This is a genomic window from Rhizobium leguminosarum (genome assembly GCF_010668065.1).
GTDB lineage: Bacteria > Pseudomonadota > Alphaproteobacteria > Rhizobiales > Rhizobiaceae > Rhizobium > Rhizobium leguminosarum_S.
The window spans coordinates 555,487-572,244 of record NZ_WUEN01000001.1; the positions used below are offsets into that span (position 1 = coordinate 555,487).

Here is a 16,758-nt window from a genome sequence, read left to right on the forward strand (position 1 = left end):
GATTATAAAGAGCCGATTGCAGCGGCCGGGCCGGCCGGCAAGTCTGCCGGGCCGGCCGATCCGCCGAAATCAGATCGTCCAGCCGCCGTCGATGGCGATCGCCTGGCCCGATGTGTAGGTCGCGCCGGCAAGATAGACGGCGAGATCGGCGATCTCTTCCGGCGAGCCGAGCCGGCCCATCGGCTGGCGGGCGATAAAGGCGGCGCGCGCCGCGTCGTAATCGCCCTGCGCGCGCATGCGGTCCTGCAGCGACGGGCTTTCCACCGTGCCGGGGCAGATGGCGTTGCAGCGGATGCCCTGACCGACATAATCGGCAGCGACGGCCTTGGTGAGCCCGATCACCGCCGCCTTGGTGACGCCATAGGCGAAGCGGTTCGGCACGCCCTTGATGCTGGAGGCGACGGAGGCCATGTTGACGATCGCTCCGTCCTTGCGCTCGATCATGCCCGGCAGCACGGCGCGGATGGTGCGGATCATCGCCTTGACGTTGAGGTCGAAGGCGAATTCGAGATCGGAATCCTTCATCTCGAGGATCGAGCCGGCATGGACGAAACCGGCGCAGTTGAACAGTACGTCGACGGCGCCGATCTCGGCGACCAGAGCCTTGACCGCATCCTCTTCGAGCACGTTCAGCTTATGGGTGGAAACGCCAGTTTCGGCGGCAAGCGTCGCCAGCGCCTCAGTGTTGATATCAGTCGCGTGGACCTTGGCGCCGATTGCGGCAAAGGCTGCCGCCGTCGCCCGGCCGATGCCCTGGCCGGCGGCGGTGATGAGAACGGTCTTGCCGGAAAGTCTGCTTGTCACATCGGGGGTTGTCATATCACGGGCCTTTTCTGGAATGTCTACGCTGGACGATGGAGTGCGGTTGATGTCTTGGCGAAGCTCGGTCGCGATGGAGCGCCTCGTCCATCATCGTCCGCCATTCGCCCTCTTTGCGCGTTTCGACCGGGTTCTGGCAAGATGCGCGCGGCTCTCTGTCTTAACTGGAGGAGTTGCCACTGTTGCAAAGGCAGACCAGCGCCGGATCCTGCCGATCGACTGCATGCAGAGGCTTGACTTCGACGACCTTCGCCGGCTCCAGGGCCGATGACCGTTCCCACGCGCTGCATGGTCTTCCTCCCTGTCTCCCGGCATGCTCTTCAGTGGTGATTTGTCTGTTTATAGACAAACAGACGATTGGCCAAGGGTCAAGTGCGAAGTTTTCCTTTTCCGGCTGCGGTTCTGCGTATATGCAGAATGATATTCACAGGGGGAAGGAATGGAGACCGACGAGTCCGACCGCTACCGCGCTCCTGCCCTCGACAAGGGCCTCGATATCCTGGAGCTGCTCGCCGGCGTTGACAGCGGTCTCACCCAGGCCGAAATCGCCAAGCGGCTCGACCGCAGCCCCAACGAATTCTACCGCATGCTCGATCGCTTAGTGCGCCGTGGTTACGTCACCCGGCTGGATGGCGACCGCTACTCGCTGACGCTGAAGCTCTTCGGCCTTGCGCAGCTCCACGCACCGGTGCGCCGGCTCGCCTCTTACGCCACGCCGCTGATGCGCGATCTTGCCCAGCGCACGCGCCAGGCCAATCATCTTGCCGTCTTCGATCGCGGTGCTGCCGTCGTCATCGCCCAGCAGGAGGCGCCGGACTATTGGGGATTTTCGATCCGCATCGGCGCCCATATCAGCCTCTTCGACACCGGGTCTGGGCACGTGCTGCTCGCCTTCCGCAGCGAGGAGGAGCGGGAGATGATGATATCGGAACATGTGCGCAGTCGCGCGGACGTCGAACTCGGGCCTGAATTCTACGATCGTCTCGACCAGATCCGCGAGCGCGGCTACGAGATGATGGCGAGCGCCCAGACATCCGGCGTCTACAATCTTTCGGCTCCCGTTCTCGGGCCGGATCGCCGCTGCATCGCCGCCCTCACCTGCCCCTTCATCGCGCTCGTCAATGCGCCGTCCGCTCCCGACATTACGCAGGCGATCACACTGGTGCAAAAGACCGCCGCCCAGCTTTCGCTGCTTGCCGGCGCCGATGTCGTCACCCCTGCCTGAGGCCAAAGAATTTCTATTTGAACAATCCATTCACCAGGGATAGTTTCACGACACCATTCTGGGAGGAAGAGCGTGTTCATCGACACCCATCTGCATATCATCGATCGGTCGGCGCTGCCCTATCCCTGGCTCTCCCAAGCGCCCGATCTCGATCATGATTTCCTCTACGAGGCCTATGCGACCGAGGCCCGGCGCTGCGGCATCACCACGGTGCTGCATATGGAGGTCGATGTCGATCCCGCCGCGATGCAGGCCGAGACCAACCACGTCGCCAGCATCGCCAAAAAGGAAGGCAGTCTGATTGCCGGCGCCATCGTCTCCTGCCGACCGGAAGAGCAAGGCTTTGCCGCCTATCTCGAGCGGCAAAAGGCCGATCCCTTCGTCAAGGGGTTCCGCCGCGTGCTGCATGTCGTGCCCGATGATGTCTCCGAAGGCGCCCTGTTCCGCGAAAACATCAGGCGCATCGGCGGCAGCGGCCTGACCTTTGACCTTTGCACCTTGCCGCATCAGGCGAGCCGTGTGACCGCCCTCGTCGATCTTGTGCCCGACGTGCAGTTCGTGCTCGACCATTGCGGCGTGCCGGATATCCGCTCGGATGCCTTTGAGCCGTGGAGGGCCGGCATATCGGAGATCGCCCGGCGGCCGAACGTCGTCTGCAAGATTTCCGGCGTTATCGCCTATGCCGATGCGAAGACATGGACGGCGCAAACGCTGCAGCCCTATATCGAACATGTGACCGCAAGTTTCGGCTGGGACCGCGTCGTCTGGGGCAGCGACTGGCCGGTCTGCACGCTCGGCGGCGGCCTCTCTACCTGGGTCGCGGCGACCCATGCGATGCTTTCCGGCGTGAGCGAGGCGGAGCGTTCGAAGTTGCTTTTCGCTAACGCACAGCGCCTCTGGTCGCTCTGACGTCACAAAATAAAGCGACCGGTCTCCTGGACGTGCCATTTCGGCATGTTTTTTGTACCATTCCAGGACAAAAAGTGCCCAATTTTCGGGTTTAACTCTATCTACATGCAAGCAATTGCTAGCCTTATTTATCTCGGCTAAAAGTTGTTGACACGGATATGGCGAATAACCCCTTGTCCGCTGCCTTCAGAAGGGAAATGAGATGAAAGAAGAACCGCATTCCGTCGATGTTCACGTCGGAAAGACGATCCGCATCCAGCGTCTATTGAGGAAAGTTTCTCAGACGGAACTGGGCGATCGTGTGGGCGTAACGTTCCAGCAGATCCAGAAATACGAAAAGGGTTCCAACCGCGTTTCCGCCAGCATGCTGGTCGAAATCGCCGGCGCGCTCAAGGTCGATGTCAGGACGTTTTTCGACGATCTGTCGACCCCTGATACGGCCAACGACAACGCCGCTCCCAGCGAGGAATTCGTTATTTCGCGCGAAGGCGTGCTTCTCAATGCGGCGTTCTTTTCGATCAAGAACGAAGCGCTTCGCAAGAAGATCCTGAAGCTCGTCCAGGCGATTGCCACCACCGGACAGTTGGATACCGAAGCCGCCGAATAGACCGGTTGTCCTTCACGCGCTCCGAACGGACCGCATGAGGATCAATGGCGGTTGATCGAGATCAATAGCAATCGATCGGGCTCAATGGCGATCGATCAAGATCAGATTCTCGCTGGCATCCTTCATTGCGATCTTGGCTTTGCTGCCGACCAGCTTCTCGAGATTGACGTCAAGCTCCCTGTCGGGATCTATGCCGTCCCAATCGATGACGACCTGCAGCAGCGCCATGTTCGTCAGGTGCATCAGATTACGCAGCTGAAGCTTTTCAGCCTCCTCCTTGGCTGCCGACAGCAGCCGGAAGATCCTTGCGTATTCGCTGCCGGTACCTTCGTGGTGTTGTTCAAACATCGTTCCCGCCCTCTTTGGTCGTGGAACCCTACGATTCCATCATTACTGCATCTTCCGCCGCGACCGTTATTCAAGCGTTACAGGAACCGCATTGCGCGTGACTTCAGCGTGCAGGAGCTCCCAGTGCGAGGTCGCGGCAAAGCGCCAGTCACGGTTGATTGGGCGGAATTTGTCCCGGCGCAGCCATTCCAGCACCAGTAACGCGTCGCCGCGCTTGCGCTCGACACGGTTCCCCCGGATGGCGGCGAGGATGTGGTCGCGGCGCGGCTTGCGGAAATGGCACTCGTCGGCCACCTTGGCATAGGTGCGCTCGGAGAAATGCAGGAAACGGCCGGCCAGCAGCAGCTTCTTGCGCTCGCCGGACGAGATTTCGCCGTCGGCGTAAAGCGCATCGATGGTCGGCTCGAAATCGACCCAGGGTACGGAAAGCGGTAGCCAGCCGAGCTCCTGCGGCGCATGTACCAGCGCGACGGCCTCGTCGTCGAGCAGCCGCCCGGACTCATAATCTTCGAAGATGGAGCCGAGCCCGACCATGCCGAAGGGCGCGCATTCGGCTGCCCGCAGCGCGCCCATGCTGGCGCCGCCGGCAACGGCGACGTCGTGTTCGAGTGCGTAAAGTATTTCCTTGTGCCAGACCGAAGGCAGATCGCCGAAATAGCCGTCGACGAGGCCGATCGCGGTGGCGCCGTCCTGAACGGCCTTCAGGATGTCGCCGGCGGCGGCCGGCGGCCGGAAATTGATGCCAGGAGACATGGCCCTTGCCGCGGCAAGATCGCTGCCAAGGCTCGGGCCGACGAACAACACCTTCATGATTCGGCACCTCTCATAGTGTTGACGGCGCGCAGGCCGAGCTGGATATATCGGCCTGAGATATCGACCTCCAGTCCCGGCACGACCACCCTGACGACGGAAACCGGCAGGGCCGGGTGCGGAAACGGCACGACGACGATCTGCTCGATGCCGGTCGCCGCCAGCCGGTCGGCAATATGGCCGATGGTGTCCTGGATCGTCGCCGGGCGGCGATCGCGGGCCTGGAACGAGCGCATCCGGCCGCTGTCCTCGCAGAGTTCGACCACCTGCTGCATCGCCGCACTCCTGTCGAGCCGCTGGTAGATGCGCGGCGAAAAATCGTCGCGGCTGCCGGCAATCGCGGTCAGCCGGCTCTGCGCCGCTTCGGTGATGGCGCGCAGCGCGGCGCGCACGGGATCGGGATGGCAGCCGCAGCCACCGCAGACATGCGACCAGCGCGCGTCGACACGGTCGGAAAGGTTGCCTGGCATGATGACGGCCAGAAAAGCGGGGACGCCGATATCCGTCGTCATATCGAGCAACAGCAGTTTCATGCCAGCGCGGGTAATCCGGTCAGTCATGACGTCGATGACCGCATCGCCGAAGGAGGCGGGGTCGATGCGGCTCTCCTTCAGGCGCTCGGGCGATTTCAGCTGGGTCAAGGCCCAGGCGTCGCGCTCCACCAGCTCGCAAAGCCCATGCAGGACCGCTTCGGACGGCGTGTTGCCGGAGGCAAGCCCATCGCTCGACTGCTCGAAGCCCGGCGGCCTCTCGCCGCGATGGTCGAGCCCGACGAGCCACCAGGGCACGAAGACGCTGCTGCCGGAAAGGATGTCGAACCCCGTGCACCAGGGAATAGGACTGTTGCCGATCTCGTCGGGCGCGCAGCGTGCGACATTGTCGAGATCGATCATCGCGGCACGCTCCGCCCGCATGCTCTCGACCGTCGCCTGCGTCAGGTCGGTGGGGGTAATTTCGGCGATCCGCGTCTCGACCGCCTCCATCGCCGCCGAGGCCATGGCGGCATCGTTGTCGATACCCTTGCCCTGAAAGACCGACAGCGTATGGCTGTTCGGCCTCGTTGCGAAGGCGACGGGGATGTTTACAACGTCGAGTGCGGTCAGCAGACCGACGCGCGTAATGCCGAATTCGCGCAGATGCGGCCTGATGGCTGCCAATGTCTGAGCCGGCGTGACGGCGCGGTCATGATAGTCGCTGACGCCGGCCGATGATCGTTTGAGGTCACCGGCAAGCGCTTCAAGGTCGGTGAAAGCAGACATACCGATTTGTTCCTTAGCGGAACCTCAGCGCATGTGTCAGGCTCTCGAGCGCATTGGCGGAAACGGTGAGCTCGTCCTGCTTCATGGCTGCCTTGGCGGCTGCAGAGAAGCGCAGTGACTGTGTCTGAGCTGCGGTGGTGTCAGCATTCGTCTTCATGTTTCATCTCCGATTGGTTAGGCAGCGCCTTGCTGCCGTTAACCTTCGGAGGGAAACATTGCCTGCGTCATTTAAGCGTTACAGGCTTCATTAAAAGGCGGTGCATCAGGGAAGTCCGGCAAGTTGCAGGCCCTGTATCAGCGGTTCCGTATAGGCGGGATCGCGATCTGGGACGAAATGACGGATGTCCTCACTGCGAAAATCGGGGAAGTTTTCCAACACTATCCTGGCGTAATTCCCAGCCTTGCCCCTATCGCCTGCCATGGCATGCGAGGCGGCGAGCAGACGGGCCGTTGCCTGCTTCGCCTTCACCGGTTCCAGCGCCTCGATCGCCATTTCATATTCTTCGCGCATGAAGTGGATGCCGCCGAGGTTCCAGTAATAATAGTCAGGCGGCAGCGGATTGAGTTTGAAGGCAGCGCGGCTGAGCTCCAGAGCTCGATCGAAATCGCCATCATGAGAAAGCGCGTCGGCATAGTCGGCGAGGATGTCGGCATCGTTGGGATTGAGATCCTGGGCCTGCTGGAAATATTCCAGGCTTTCGTCGAAGCGGCGCCGATAAAGCGCCACGAAGCCGAGCTCGCGATAGGCCCGACCGCTGTTCGGGTCGGACTGCTGTGCCTGCCGGGCAGCACCGTTCGCCTCGTCGAGAAGTTCCTTGTCCCGCATGCCGCGGATCAGCCATTCCATGCCGAGCGCGCGTGACATGCCGGCATGGGCGGCGGAGAAATGTTCATAACGATTGAGCGAGGATTTGAACCATTTGCGCGCCTGGCGCAGATGCTGCAGGTCGGTCTGGGCGATCAGCCGCTTGCCTTCCAGGTAGAGACGGTAGGCGGACGGCGGCACGTCGCCGATCGGCATCGCCAGTTCGTGACGCTCGATCGTGTCGGCAAGCGAGGAGACGATCCGTCGCGTCAAATGCGCGAAGGATTCGCTGATCTTCTGCATGACCAGCGGCAGCTCGATGGCCCAGATCACCTCCGATGTCGTCGTCCGCGTCAGCCGGCAGGTCGCATAGACATCCTCGTCGCGGCCCTGGATGGTGACGTAGACCGCATAGTCGAAGCTGAGGTCGAGCGGACCAGGCACGGCACGCGACGGATCGATCGAACGGCTGAGGATCTCCAGGCTCGTATGCGCCGCGATCACCTTGAAGCCGCGCTGCTGGCTGAGGCCGATGGTGACGTCTTCGAGAAGGGCCCTGCCGACGCGCTCCATCAGCGGATCGGTGAAGATGCTTTCCGGCGGCAGGATGATGATACGCGGCTGACCAAGCGGACCAACGGAAAGGTTAGGCGCCGACTGAGGATGTCCCGACGTCGCCTGTGCTGCCGGCACCAGGTTAAGTTCGCGGGCAAGAGCGGTGGTGCTGTCGTCCGGCTCGGTGTCGAAGTCGTCCTTCAGCTGGCTCTTGCACTTCAGATAGGCCTGACGCGCCGCTGCCGGATCGTTCATCCTGACATAGGTGCGCATCAAGGCGCGATAGGCCGTCTCGCTGGCAGGGTCGAGTTCCAGCAGGCGCCTGGCAAGCGTGACCTGATCTTCATCCGATCTGTCTTCCGATGTCTCGACCAGCCGGGCAAGATGGGCGGAGCGCAACTCGTCGACCCGCTGGCGCTCAAAGGTCAGCCAGTCCTCGGCGCCCTGCGTCGGCGATTTGACGCCTTCGAGCAATTCGCCGTTCAGCAAGTCGCCGTCGTCGGGTGCGAGCGGCCCTTTCTGTTTCAGGATATGAACGTCGACCTCCCAGCCATCGGCAAGGCCGATATGGGTTCGGGTCGCGGCAAGCAGTGGTGGAAGGCCGCCGGGAACGCTCTGTTCGATGCGCGCCAGCAGCTGGCGCAGGCTGCCCGCCCGCTTTTCCGGCAGCTCTGATTGCCAGAGCTGCCGCCTGACGGTTTCGCGGTCGAGTTCGAAATTGGGTTCGGCGGCGAGCATGGCGAGGAGAAAATAAGACTTCTCCGGCAAGGGGAGTTCCTTCCCCGCCGCCAGCAATCGCGGTCTTCCGAGCAGGCACAGCCTGTTCGTCAGCATCTGCCGGATGTCCATCGCATCTCGGTTATCACCCCTGAAAGCCAAGGCGCACAAGCGCACCGGCGGTCAAGAAATCATGTTAAAGCTATAAAGCCGCCGCGCATAGCGGCTTTGCTATAAAAAGAAGAAATTTCAGCGAATATTTGCATTTTCGCGTGTCGCTCGCCGAGAAGATGCTTAGCCGATATTTTGGATGGCTGACGTTTTGCGTTCCGTGGGGGCAGGTTATTAAGCTGTCGACGGTCCTTGTCACCCGCAATTCCCAACCAAGTCGCGGTCGCGCTACAGGCCGAGCGCCTTGATGTGCTCGATCGAACGCCGGGCGAAGCGGCGCCAGTCGGCCGGATTGTCATGCTCGGTGACGATATGCTCGGCCTTTGTTTCGCGGAAGAGTGGTACGAATTCTTCCCAGTCGATGATGCCGTCGCCGGTCGCAGCCCAACCGTCTTCCGTCGTGGTGCCCTTCGGCGCCATGTCCTTCATCTGGATGGCGATGATGCGGTCGGCGAACGTCTTCAGTTCGGCCGCCGGATCGGCGCCGGCGCGGGTGATCCAGCCGCAATCGATCTCGAACCGGACAGTGTCGCCGCCACCATCGAAGATATGGTCGATCGGCCGCGACCCGTCGGCCAGCGCAAGGAATTCGAAATCGTGATTGTGCCAGGCAACCTTCAGACCGTGTTCTGCCGCCTGCTCTGCCCCTTCGGCCAATTGCGCGCCGAGGTTCTTCCAATAAGACGCCGTCGTGCCGCGCTCTTCCGGCGCTACATAGGGCGGGATCATGATGGTGGCGCCCATCGTCAGCGCGATGTCGATGAAGCGCTGCGGCTCCTCGACCAGCCCTTTCAGCGGCATGTGAAAGCAGTGGCATTTCAGCCCGGCGTCGTCGAGCGCCGTGCGGAAAGCCTTGGCATCGGCCTCATAAGCCGGAAGCCAGGGCTCGATCGCGTCGTAGCCGAAAGCCTTCAGCTCGGGAAACTGGGCAAAGAGCGGTGGAAAATTGCGCGAGGAGTAAAGCTGGTAGGAGATCGGATAGGTCAAGTCTCTGCTCCCATTCGTGTCGGCCTCAGCTTCGGCCGGTGGTGCTTTCCCGGATGACGAGATCCGGCTCGATCATGGTGACACGCGGGTCGGGCAGCGCATCCTTGGCGGCGACGAGCCGCATCAGCCGCTCGACGGCAAGCTCGGTGACGATGTCGACGGCGTAGTTGACGCTCGAAATCGGTGTTGCCGCATGCTCGGCGAATTCGATATTGTCGAAGCCGATGATGGCGACGTCCCTGGGCACGTTCACACCGTTCTTCTGGCACCAGCGCAAGGCGCCGATCGCAAGGGAATCATTGGCGGCGAAGACGCCGGTCGGCCGGTTGGCAGCGCTCATCAGCTGGTCCATCGCCCAATAGCCCTTCATCACCGAATGGCCCTGCGGGTCGGCCGTCAGCACCGGTTCGAAGACGATGCCGGCTTCCGAAAGCGCCTGCAGGTAACCTTCGCTCTTTTCCAGATTGCCGAGCGGATTGGCGCTGTCGATGATGCCGATCCTGCGATGGCCGGTATCGATCAGATGCCGCGTCGCCTTATAGGCGCCGCGCCTCTCATCGACGCAGACCGCGTCAATGCCGGAATCCGGATCGCCGACGAGCAGCACGATCGGATAGTTCGACTGGCGGATCTTGCGAATGTGATCGAGCTTGCGATGGCTGCGGGGATAGATGAGCATGCCGTCCACTTGGCGCGAGCGGAACATCTCCAGCGCCCTGATCTCCTCCTCCGGATCGTTGTTGGAGGTGGCAAACAGCGTACCGTAGCCCCTGTCGGCGAGCTCCAGCTCGATCGCCTGCGCGGTGCGCATCAGCGTCGGATTGGTGATGTCGGTGAGGATAAGGCCGATCGTCTTCGTCTCGCGACTGACCAGCGACTGGGCGATGTGGTTCGGCAGGTAATTCAGCGCCTCGGCGATGGTGCGGATCAGCTGGCGCGTTTCCTCTGGGATGCGCGGGCTGCCGCGAAGCGCCAGCGAGACCGTGTTCACGGAAAATCCGGTCTTGTCGGCAATGTCTTTGAGGCGGACGCTCGATCTGGTCATCGTGAGGGCGGCTATATGTCCTGATGCTTAATCTTCCTTCCATAACCTTCCCCCGTGGAAAGTGAAAGTTTCCACGGGGGAAAGCTGAAGCTTCCTGGGGAAAGCGGAAGCGAAAGCCGCGGGATTCCGCCCCACGGCTTTCCTCGATCCCCATTATTTTCCTTCGGCATGCAGCCGTTTGATGCCCTGGTACTGCAGGCAGTCCGGATGCATTTCCATCAGCTCGATGCGGTTGCCGTCGGGATCCTCGATCCAGGCTTGGCGATTGCCGTCGAGGCCCGGCTTGATCTCGGCGGTGAGCTTGATGCCGGCCGCCTGGATCCTTTCCGCCGTGGCATCCAGATCGTCGATGGTGAAGCACATGTGGTTGACGCCGTTGGCGTTCCAGCCGGGCGCCCGGTCGTTTTCGGCACCAGGGAAAATTTCGAGATAGTGGTCGTCGGTGATGCGGAGATAGACGAGCCAGGTCGAGCCGTCGTCGTTCTTCAGGCGCAGCATCTCGGGAAAACCAAGGCGTTCGCGGTAGAACTCGAGCGAGGCGTCGAGGTCCTTGACCTTGATGGCGACATGGCCGTAGCCGGTTATTCCAAGCATGTTTCCTCCTCAGGGGCGGCGTCGGTCGCCGCCGTCAACGGTGTTTCGCAACAGAAGCATTTTTTGAATTAACGATAATACAAGATCACAATTGTACGCACCGCGCGGAATTGTCAACCGCCGGCAGATTCAATCCCAATCCGGCCCCCAGTCGGGATCGATGGTGCGGTGATTGCGGTCGAGCGCCTCTATGAGGGCGATCTCATCTTGTTTCAGCCGCAGTTCGCCGGCGGCGAAATTCGAACGGATGCGTTCGGCCCGGCTCGACGTCGGAATGGCGCAATAGCCCTTGGCGAGTTCGAAGGCGATGATCACCTGCTCGACCGTGGCGGCGTGATGGTCGGCGATCGAGCCGAGCACCGGATCACCCGAAAGCGTGCCGCGGGCTATCGGCAGATAGCAAGTGACGAGGATGTCGTTCCCCTGGCAGTAATCCGCAAGTTTCTTGTTTTGTATCAGTGGGTTGAGTTCGAACTGATTGTTGACGATCCGCCCCTTTCCGACGATTGCTTCCGCCTGTCGCAGCAGTGCGATGGTGAAGTTGGAGACGCCGATCAGCCGCGTCAGTCCCCTCTCCTGTGCCTCGACGATCTGCGAGAGATAGACCTCCAGGGGAATGGCGCCGTTGGGCGCCGGCCAGTGGATCAACGTCAGATCGACCTGGTCGATGCGCATCGCCTCCAGGCTCTTTTCGAGTGAAGGGATGAGCTTGCCTTCGTCGAAATTGTCGGTCGAGATCTTCGTCGTCATGAAGACCTCGCTCCGCGCAATGCGGGACCGGCGCAGTGCTTCGCCGGTCTCGAATTCGGTGTCATAGGTCTGCGCGGTATCGAGATGCCGGTAGCCCGTCTCCAGTGCGCAGAGGATGGCACCTATGCCATCCTTGCCGTTGCGGCCATAGGTGCCGAAACCCAGTTTCGGTATAAGATACTGATTTTCCATGTTATCTCCCTTTCATTCCGGTCGCTTCAGGCCGGTTCTGCCGAGCTTGTCGCCAGTTTCGAGCGATAGCAGGCAAAAATCGTCTGTTGACGCATGGGTATTTTTGATCTTAGTTTAACGATAATACAAGCCTGCTTCAGGTTTGGTCCGATGTGGGAGCGTTGGGTCTGGGAGGAAGAGATGCAACTACGCTGGAGCCGGATGATGCCCCAGCTGGCTCTCGCGCCGGCTGTCGCCGTCACCTTCGTCGCATTCATCGGCGCAATCGGCTGGACGGCATGGCTGTCGCTGACGCGCAGCCGCCGCGTCCCGGAATATGAGATCAATTGGAGTGAGTGGACGCGCCAGTATGAGCGGCTCTTCAACGATGCCGGCTGGGCGATCTCGCTGCACAACCTGGTCATCCTTGGCATCGGCAGCGCCTTTGCCATCGTCTTCGGCTTCATCCTCGCGGCGATGATCGATCGCGAACGGCGCGGCGAGAGTTTCTTCCGGACGGTCTTCCTCTATCCGCTCGCCGTCTCGCTGATCGTCACGGGCGCTGCCTGGCGCTGGATCTTCAATCCGCAGCTCGGGCTCCAGAATTTCCTGCATGGCCTCGGCTTCACCTCGGTCAGCTTCAACTGGCTGGCGAGCCCTGAGACCGCCATGTACGCGATCATTCTCGCCTCGATCTGGCAGAGCTCCGGCTTCTACATGGCCCTGATGCTATCGGGCCTGAAATCGATCAACACCGAAATATGGAGTGCCGCGCGCCTCGACGGCGTCAGCTTCTGGCGGCTCTATCTGGAGATCATCATCCCGATGATGAAGTTCACCTTCATCACCTGCGCCATCCTGCTCTCGCTCGGCGTCATCAAGGCCTATGACGTGATCGTGGCGATGACCAATGGCGGGCCTGGCAATTCCACCTGGGTTCCGGCCTATTTCACCATCAACGCGCTCTCGGCCAAGAGCAATATCGGCTATGCCTCGGCCGCCGCGATCACCATGCTTGTCATCACCGCGCTGATCTTCCTGCCGCTGGTGCTGATCACCACCTGGCAGCAGCGCCGTGCGAACGGGGGTTCGCGATGACCGTGGTGACGCAAGCAGCAGTGCTGGAAGATGCAACGAACGCTTCACGCGGCCCGCGCCGGCCTTTCTTCCCCCGCAAGAAGAAACGCATTCCCGGGCGCTCGATCGTCATATTGCTGTTTCTGACGATGTGCGCGCTGTTCTTCTGCGTGCCCCTCTACGTCGTCGTCGTCACCTCGTTCAAGACGATGGACCAGATCCGCGAGGGCGCGATCTTCTCGCTGCCGCATGTCTGGACGCTCGAGGCCTGGGACCACGCCTGGAACAAGGCCTGCTCCGGCATCAATTGCAACGGCCTCAAGGTCGGCTTCTGGAATTCGGTGCTGATCCTCTTCCCGTCGCTGGTCCTGTCGATCGCGCTGTCGATCGTCACAGGTTATGCGCTGGCGCTCTGGAATGTGCGCTGGGCGAATGCCTTCCTCTTCCTGCTTTTCATCTGCGCCTTCGTGCCCTTCCAGGTCATCATGTATCCGCTGATCCGCATCACCGCGTCGATCGGCATCTATGGCACGCTCTGGGGCATTGCCGTCGTGCACGCCGTGCTCGCCATGCCGGTGCTGACGCTGATATTCCGCAATTACTACAAGGATATTCCGCAGGAGATCATGCGTGCCGCGATCATCGATTCCGGCTCCTTCTGGCGGATCTTCATCGAGATCATCCTGCCGATGTCGGGCAATATCCTGATCGTCGTGCTGATCCTGCAGATCACCTCGATCTGGAACGACTATCTGATCGGCGTCACCTTCGGCGGGCTCGGAACGCAGCCGATGACCGTCATCCTCGCCAATCTCATCACCGTGTCCACAGGCGTCGTCGCCTATAACGACAACATGGCGGCCGCCCTGCTTACCGCCATTCCGCCCCTCGTCATCTATTTCCTCGTCGGCAAGTTCTTCGTTCAGGGGATCACCGCCGGCGCGATCAAGGGTTGACCTCATGCCGCGCGTTTCCTTTGAACATATCGTCAAGTCGTTCGGCGCGGTGACGATCCTCGACGATCTCAATCTCGCGGTCGAGGATGGCGATTTCCTAGTGCTGCTCGGCCCCTCCGGCTGCGGCAAGACCACGCTGCTCAATCTGCTTGCCGGTCTGCTCGAAGTTTCCGACGGCCGCATCATGATCGGCGAGCGCGATGTCACCGATCTCGACCCCAGGGACCGCGGCCTCGCCATGGTCTTCCAGTCCTATGCGCTCTATCCGACCAAGACCGTCTACGGAAACCTGAAATTCGGCCTTGCTGCGAGCCGCCTCGAGCGGGCCGAAGTCGAGCAGCGCATCGCCGCCGCCGCAAGGCTCCTGCAGATCGAGCCGCTGCTTTCCCGCAAGCCCGGGCAGCTCTCCGGCGGCCAGCGTCAGCGCGTCGCCATCGGCCGGGCGCTCGTCAAGCAGGCCGGCGTCATCCTCTTCGACGAGCCGCTGTCCAATCTCGACGCCAAGCTTCGCACCGAGATGCGCCTGGAGATCAAGAAACTGCACGATACGCTGAAACCGACCGTCGTCTATGTCACCCACGACCAGATCGAGGCGATGACCATGGCAACGAAGATCGCGGTGATGGATGGCGGCGTCATCCAGCAATTTGGTACGCCCGACGAGATCTACGGCAGACCCGCCAATCTTTTCGTTGCCGGCTTCATCGGCGCGCCGGCGATGAATCTCCGCCCGGCGCGGCTGAAGGTGGATGGCCATTGCGTCAAGGCGGGCTTCGATACCGGCGATGTCATCGATCTCGGCGACTATCGGTTTTCGCAGCGGCCGGAAAGCGGTGCCGAGGTCGTCATCGGCCTCAGGCCCGAGCATTTCGTCGTCGCCGATCAGCCGGTCACCAATGCAGCGGCAAGCTTCGAATTGCCGCTCAGGCATGCCGAACGCACAGGCTCCGACGCGACCGCCTATCTCGGCTTCGGCGATCAATTGCTGGCGCTGCGCGTCGATCCGGATCGTGCCGCCGGCCTCAGCGCCGGCGAGAGCCTGCGCGCCGATTTTCCGCGCGGCAAGGCCAATGTCTTCGACGCCCGCACCGGGCGCCGCATGTGAATAAGCAACCCAAGGGAGGAATGGAAATGATGAACAGGATACTTGCCGGCATCACCGCCGCCATGCTTGCAGGCGCCGCTCCCATCGGCGCGCAAGCGACCGATCTCGTGATCTACCACACCTGGTCGGCGCCGCCTGAAGTGGCGGCACTGAATGTGCTGAAGAAGAACCTGGAGGCCAAAGGCGACAGCTGGACCGACATCGCTATCCCGCATGACACCGGCTCCAACGTCAACCTGATGAACCTCGTTGCCGGCGGCAATCCGCCGAACCTGTTCATGGAGTCAAATCCCGGCGTCTATCGCGATCTGACGAAAGCCGGCCTCGGCCGGCCGCTGACGGATTTCTTCAAGGAGCATGGCTACCCGGACAAGTACCCAGATGCTGTGGCCCATTCGATGGTCGTCGATGATCAGGTGATGAAGGTGCCGACCGCGCTGCACATCGACGGCATGGTCTATTACAATATGGATGTCGCCAAGAAGCTCGGCATCGATCCGACGGCCTGGAAATCGCTCGACGAAATGTTTGCCGACTTCGACAAAATCAAGGCGGCTGGCGTCATTCCGCTGGCCGTCGGCGGCCAGCAATGGCAGGTGGGTTACCTCACCCATGCGCTGGCGGCGACGATCGGCGGTCCGGACTTCTTCAACAAGGTCTACGGCGAAAAGCCCGATCCCGCCGTCTTCGATACGCCGGAATTCCGCCAGGTCTTCGACTATCTGCGCAAGTTCCAGCAGGCGGCCGACGAAGGCTCGGCCAACCGCGAATGGAACCTCACCACCAACCTCGTCATAACAGGCAAGGCGCTGATGCAGATCCATGGCGACTGGATGAAGGGTGAGTGGCTGGCGGCCGGCAAGACCGCCGGCAAGGATTTCGGCTGCATCCAGATCCCGGGCGCCAAAGCCGTGGCTGCCAGCGTCGACAGCTGGGGCCTGCTCGGCGGTCAGCCTGCCGACAAGGACAAGGCCGAACTCGACTTTGCCTCGATCGTCGTCGATCCGAACGTCCAGGCGGAATTCGCCAAGGCCAAGGGCTCAACGCCGGTGCGCCTCGATGCGCCGCAGGACAGTCTCGACGCCTGCTCCAAGGAAGTGCTTCGCATCGTTGCCGATCCGAAGCATCAGGTGCAGAACCCGCACGCCATCAGCGACGCCGACTGGGAAAACTCGATCTGGGACGTGGCCTTCAACTTCTGGAGCGATCCCGATATGAGCGTCGACGATGCGATCGCCAAGATCAAGGAAAACTACAAGACCATTCTCGGCTGAAGCGGCTCGAGGTTTCTCCCGAAGGCGCGGTCCGTTTCCGAAACGGCGGGCCGTCCCGCGCCATCACAGAAAGGAATACCGATGGACAAGCGTTTGCTCGACGAAGACGCCGTCATGCAGATCTGCTTCGTGACCGACGATGTGCAGAAATCCGCTGCCTGGTTCTCGGAACTAACCGGCAAGCCGGTGCCGCCGGAAGGCAAAGCCGCCGAGCCGGATGAGGCGCGGGCGATCTACAAGGGCAAGCCCGCTGAGGTCGGCTGCCGCATCATCATGTTCAAGTTCGGCAATATCGACGTCGAATTCCTGCAGCCCGGCCCGGAGAAAAGTGCCTGGCGTGACCTGCTGGAGGAGAAGGGGCCGGGCTGTCACCACATCGCCTTCAAGACGAAGAACCTCACCGAGCGAAACCGCTATCTGGAAGACAAGGGCCACCGCCTGCTCCAGCGCGGCGAATTTGACGGCGGCCACGGGCGCTACGCCTATTACGACACGGTGCCCGATCTCGGCGTGATGATCGAACTGCTGGAATTCGACAGCGACAAGGAAGTCCAGCCGAAGCAGGCCTGAGGGA

The 16,758-nt window shown here is 61.5% G+C and carries 18 protein-coding genes; 8 read left to right on the top strand and 10 right to left on the bottom strand.

Features of this window, described 5'->3' with window-relative positions:
- Nucleotides 1-69: 69 nt before the first annotated feature.
- Complete coding sequence (locus GR198_RS02540; RefSeq protein WP_029872074.1) at nt 70-804, bottom strand: SDR family oxidoreductase; 735 nt, start codon at nt 802-804, stop codon at nt 70-72.
- A 454-nt stretch (nt 805-1,258) separates the two neighbouring features.
- Between GR198_RS02540 and GR198_RS02545 the strand changes: the two genes are divergently transcribed.
- The 3 genes from GR198_RS02545 to GR198_RS02555 all read left to right on the top strand — a co-directional run bounded on the left by GR198_RS02545 (nt 1,259) and on the right by GR198_RS02555 (nt 3,560).
- Nucleotides 1,259-2,044 carry an IclR family transcriptional regulator gene (locus GR198_RS02545; protein ID WP_029872076.1) on the top strand — a complete coding sequence of 262 codons (786 nt, stop codon included), beginning with the start codon at nt 1,259-1,261 and terminating at the stop codon, nt 2,042-2,044.
- Nucleotides 2,045-2,116: 72 nt separating this feature from the next.
- Nucleotides 2,117-2,953: an amidohydrolase family protein gene (locus tag GR198_RS02550; RefSeq protein ID WP_029872077.1), complete on the top strand. Its 837-nt coding sequence runs from the start codon at nt 2,117-2,119 to the stop codon at nt 2,951-2,953.
- Between the two features lie 202 nt (nt 2,954-3,155).
- Nucleotides 3,156-3,560: a helix-turn-helix domain-containing protein gene (locus GR198_RS02555; protein ID WP_003548227.1), complete on the top strand. Its 405-nt coding sequence runs from the start codon at nt 3,156-3,158 to the stop codon at nt 3,558-3,560.
- Nucleotides 3,561-3,641: 81 nt separating this feature from the next.
- On the opposite strand, the gene GR198_RS02560 is transcribed toward GR198_RS02555, so the two are convergent.
- The 9 genes from GR198_RS02560 to GR198_RS02595 all read right to left on the bottom strand — a co-directional run bounded on the left by GR198_RS02560 (nt 3,642) and on the right by GR198_RS02595 (nt 11,793).
- Entirely contained in the window at nt 3,642-3,908 is a 267-nt protein-coding gene (locus tag GR198_RS02560) for a hypothetical protein (protein ID WP_003548229.1), read from the bottom strand.
- Between the two features lie 66 nt (nt 3,909-3,974).
- On the bottom strand, nt 3,975-4,718 hold the full coding sequence (locus GR198_RS02565) for a TfuA-like protein (protein ID WP_164047223.1): 744 nt from the start codon (nt 4,716-4,718) through the stop codon (nt 3,975-3,977).
- Entirely contained in the window at nt 4,715-5,977 is a 1,263-nt protein-coding gene (locus tag GR198_RS02570; protein WP_164067305.1) for a YcaO-like family protein, read from the bottom strand. The genes GR198_RS02565 and GR198_RS02570 overlap by 4 nt, the downstream gene beginning before the upstream one ends.
- A gap of 13 nt (nt 5,978-5,990) precedes the next feature.
- A complete protein-coding gene (locus GR198_RS35260) occupies nt 5,991-6,134 on the bottom strand; it encodes a hypothetical protein (RefSeq protein WP_171598191.1) in 144 nt (47 codons plus the stop codon).
- Nucleotides 6,135-6,239: 105 nt separating this feature from the next.
- Nucleotides 6,240-8,186 (bottom strand): BTAD domain-containing putative transcriptional regulator, encoded by a 1,947-nt coding sequence (locus GR198_RS02575; protein ID WP_050573664.1) that lies wholly within the window; start codon nt 8,184-8,186, stop codon nt 6,240-6,242.
- Between the two features lie 267 nt (nt 8,187-8,453).
- Nucleotides 8,454-9,212, bottom strand: a complete 759-nt coding sequence (locus tag GR198_RS02580; protein WP_029872081.1) for a sugar phosphate isomerase/epimerase family protein — start codon at nt 9,210-9,212, stop codon at nt 8,454-8,456.
- Between the two features lie 25 nt (nt 9,213-9,237).
- Complete coding sequence (locus tag GR198_RS02585; RefSeq protein ID WP_017991970.1) at nt 9,238-10,257, bottom strand: LacI family DNA-binding transcriptional regulator; 1,020 nt, start codon at nt 10,255-10,257, stop codon at nt 9,238-9,240.
- Nucleotides 10,258-10,410: 153 nt separating this feature from the next.
- A complete protein-coding gene (locus GR198_RS02590) occupies nt 10,411-10,851 on the bottom strand; it encodes a VOC family protein (RefSeq protein ID WP_029872082.1) in 441 nt (146 codons plus the stop codon).
- Between the two features lie 129 nt (nt 10,852-10,980).
- Nucleotides 10,981-11,793, bottom strand: coding sequence for an aldo/keto reductase (locus GR198_RS02595; protein WP_164067307.1), 813 nt, complete (start codon nt 11,791-11,793; stop codon nt 10,981-10,983).
- Between the two features lie 180 nt (nt 11,794-11,973).
- Between GR198_RS02595 and GR198_RS02600 the strand changes: the two genes are divergently transcribed.
- The 5 genes from GR198_RS02600 (at nt 11,974) to GR198_RS02620 (ending at nt 16,754) form a co-directional block, all read left to right on the top strand.
- Entirely contained in the window at nt 11,974-12,870 is an 897-nt protein-coding gene (locus tag GR198_RS02600; RefSeq protein WP_032983961.1) for a carbohydrate ABC transporter permease, read from the top strand.
- Entirely contained in the window at nt 12,867-13,805 is a 939-nt protein-coding gene (locus tag GR198_RS02605; protein ID WP_029872085.1) for a carbohydrate ABC transporter permease, read from the top strand. The genes GR198_RS02600 and GR198_RS02605 overlap by 4 nt, the downstream gene beginning before the upstream one ends.
- Nucleotides 13,806-13,809: 4 nt before the next feature.
- Entirely contained in the window at nt 13,810-14,910 is a 1,101-nt protein-coding gene (locus tag GR198_RS02610; RefSeq protein ID WP_029872086.1) for an ABC transporter ATP-binding protein, read from the top strand.
- 29 nt (nt 14,911-14,939) lie between these two features.
- Entirely contained in the window at nt 14,940-16,184 is a 1,245-nt protein-coding gene (locus GR198_RS02615; protein ID WP_246711036.1) for an ABC transporter substrate-binding protein, read from the top strand.
- 81 nt (nt 16,185-16,265) lie between these two features.
- Nucleotides 16,266-16,754: a VOC family protein gene (locus GR198_RS02620; protein WP_029872088.1), complete on the top strand. Its 489-nt coding sequence runs from the start codon at nt 16,266-16,268 to the stop codon at nt 16,752-16,754.
- Nucleotides 16,755-16,758: the final 4 nt, after the last annotated feature.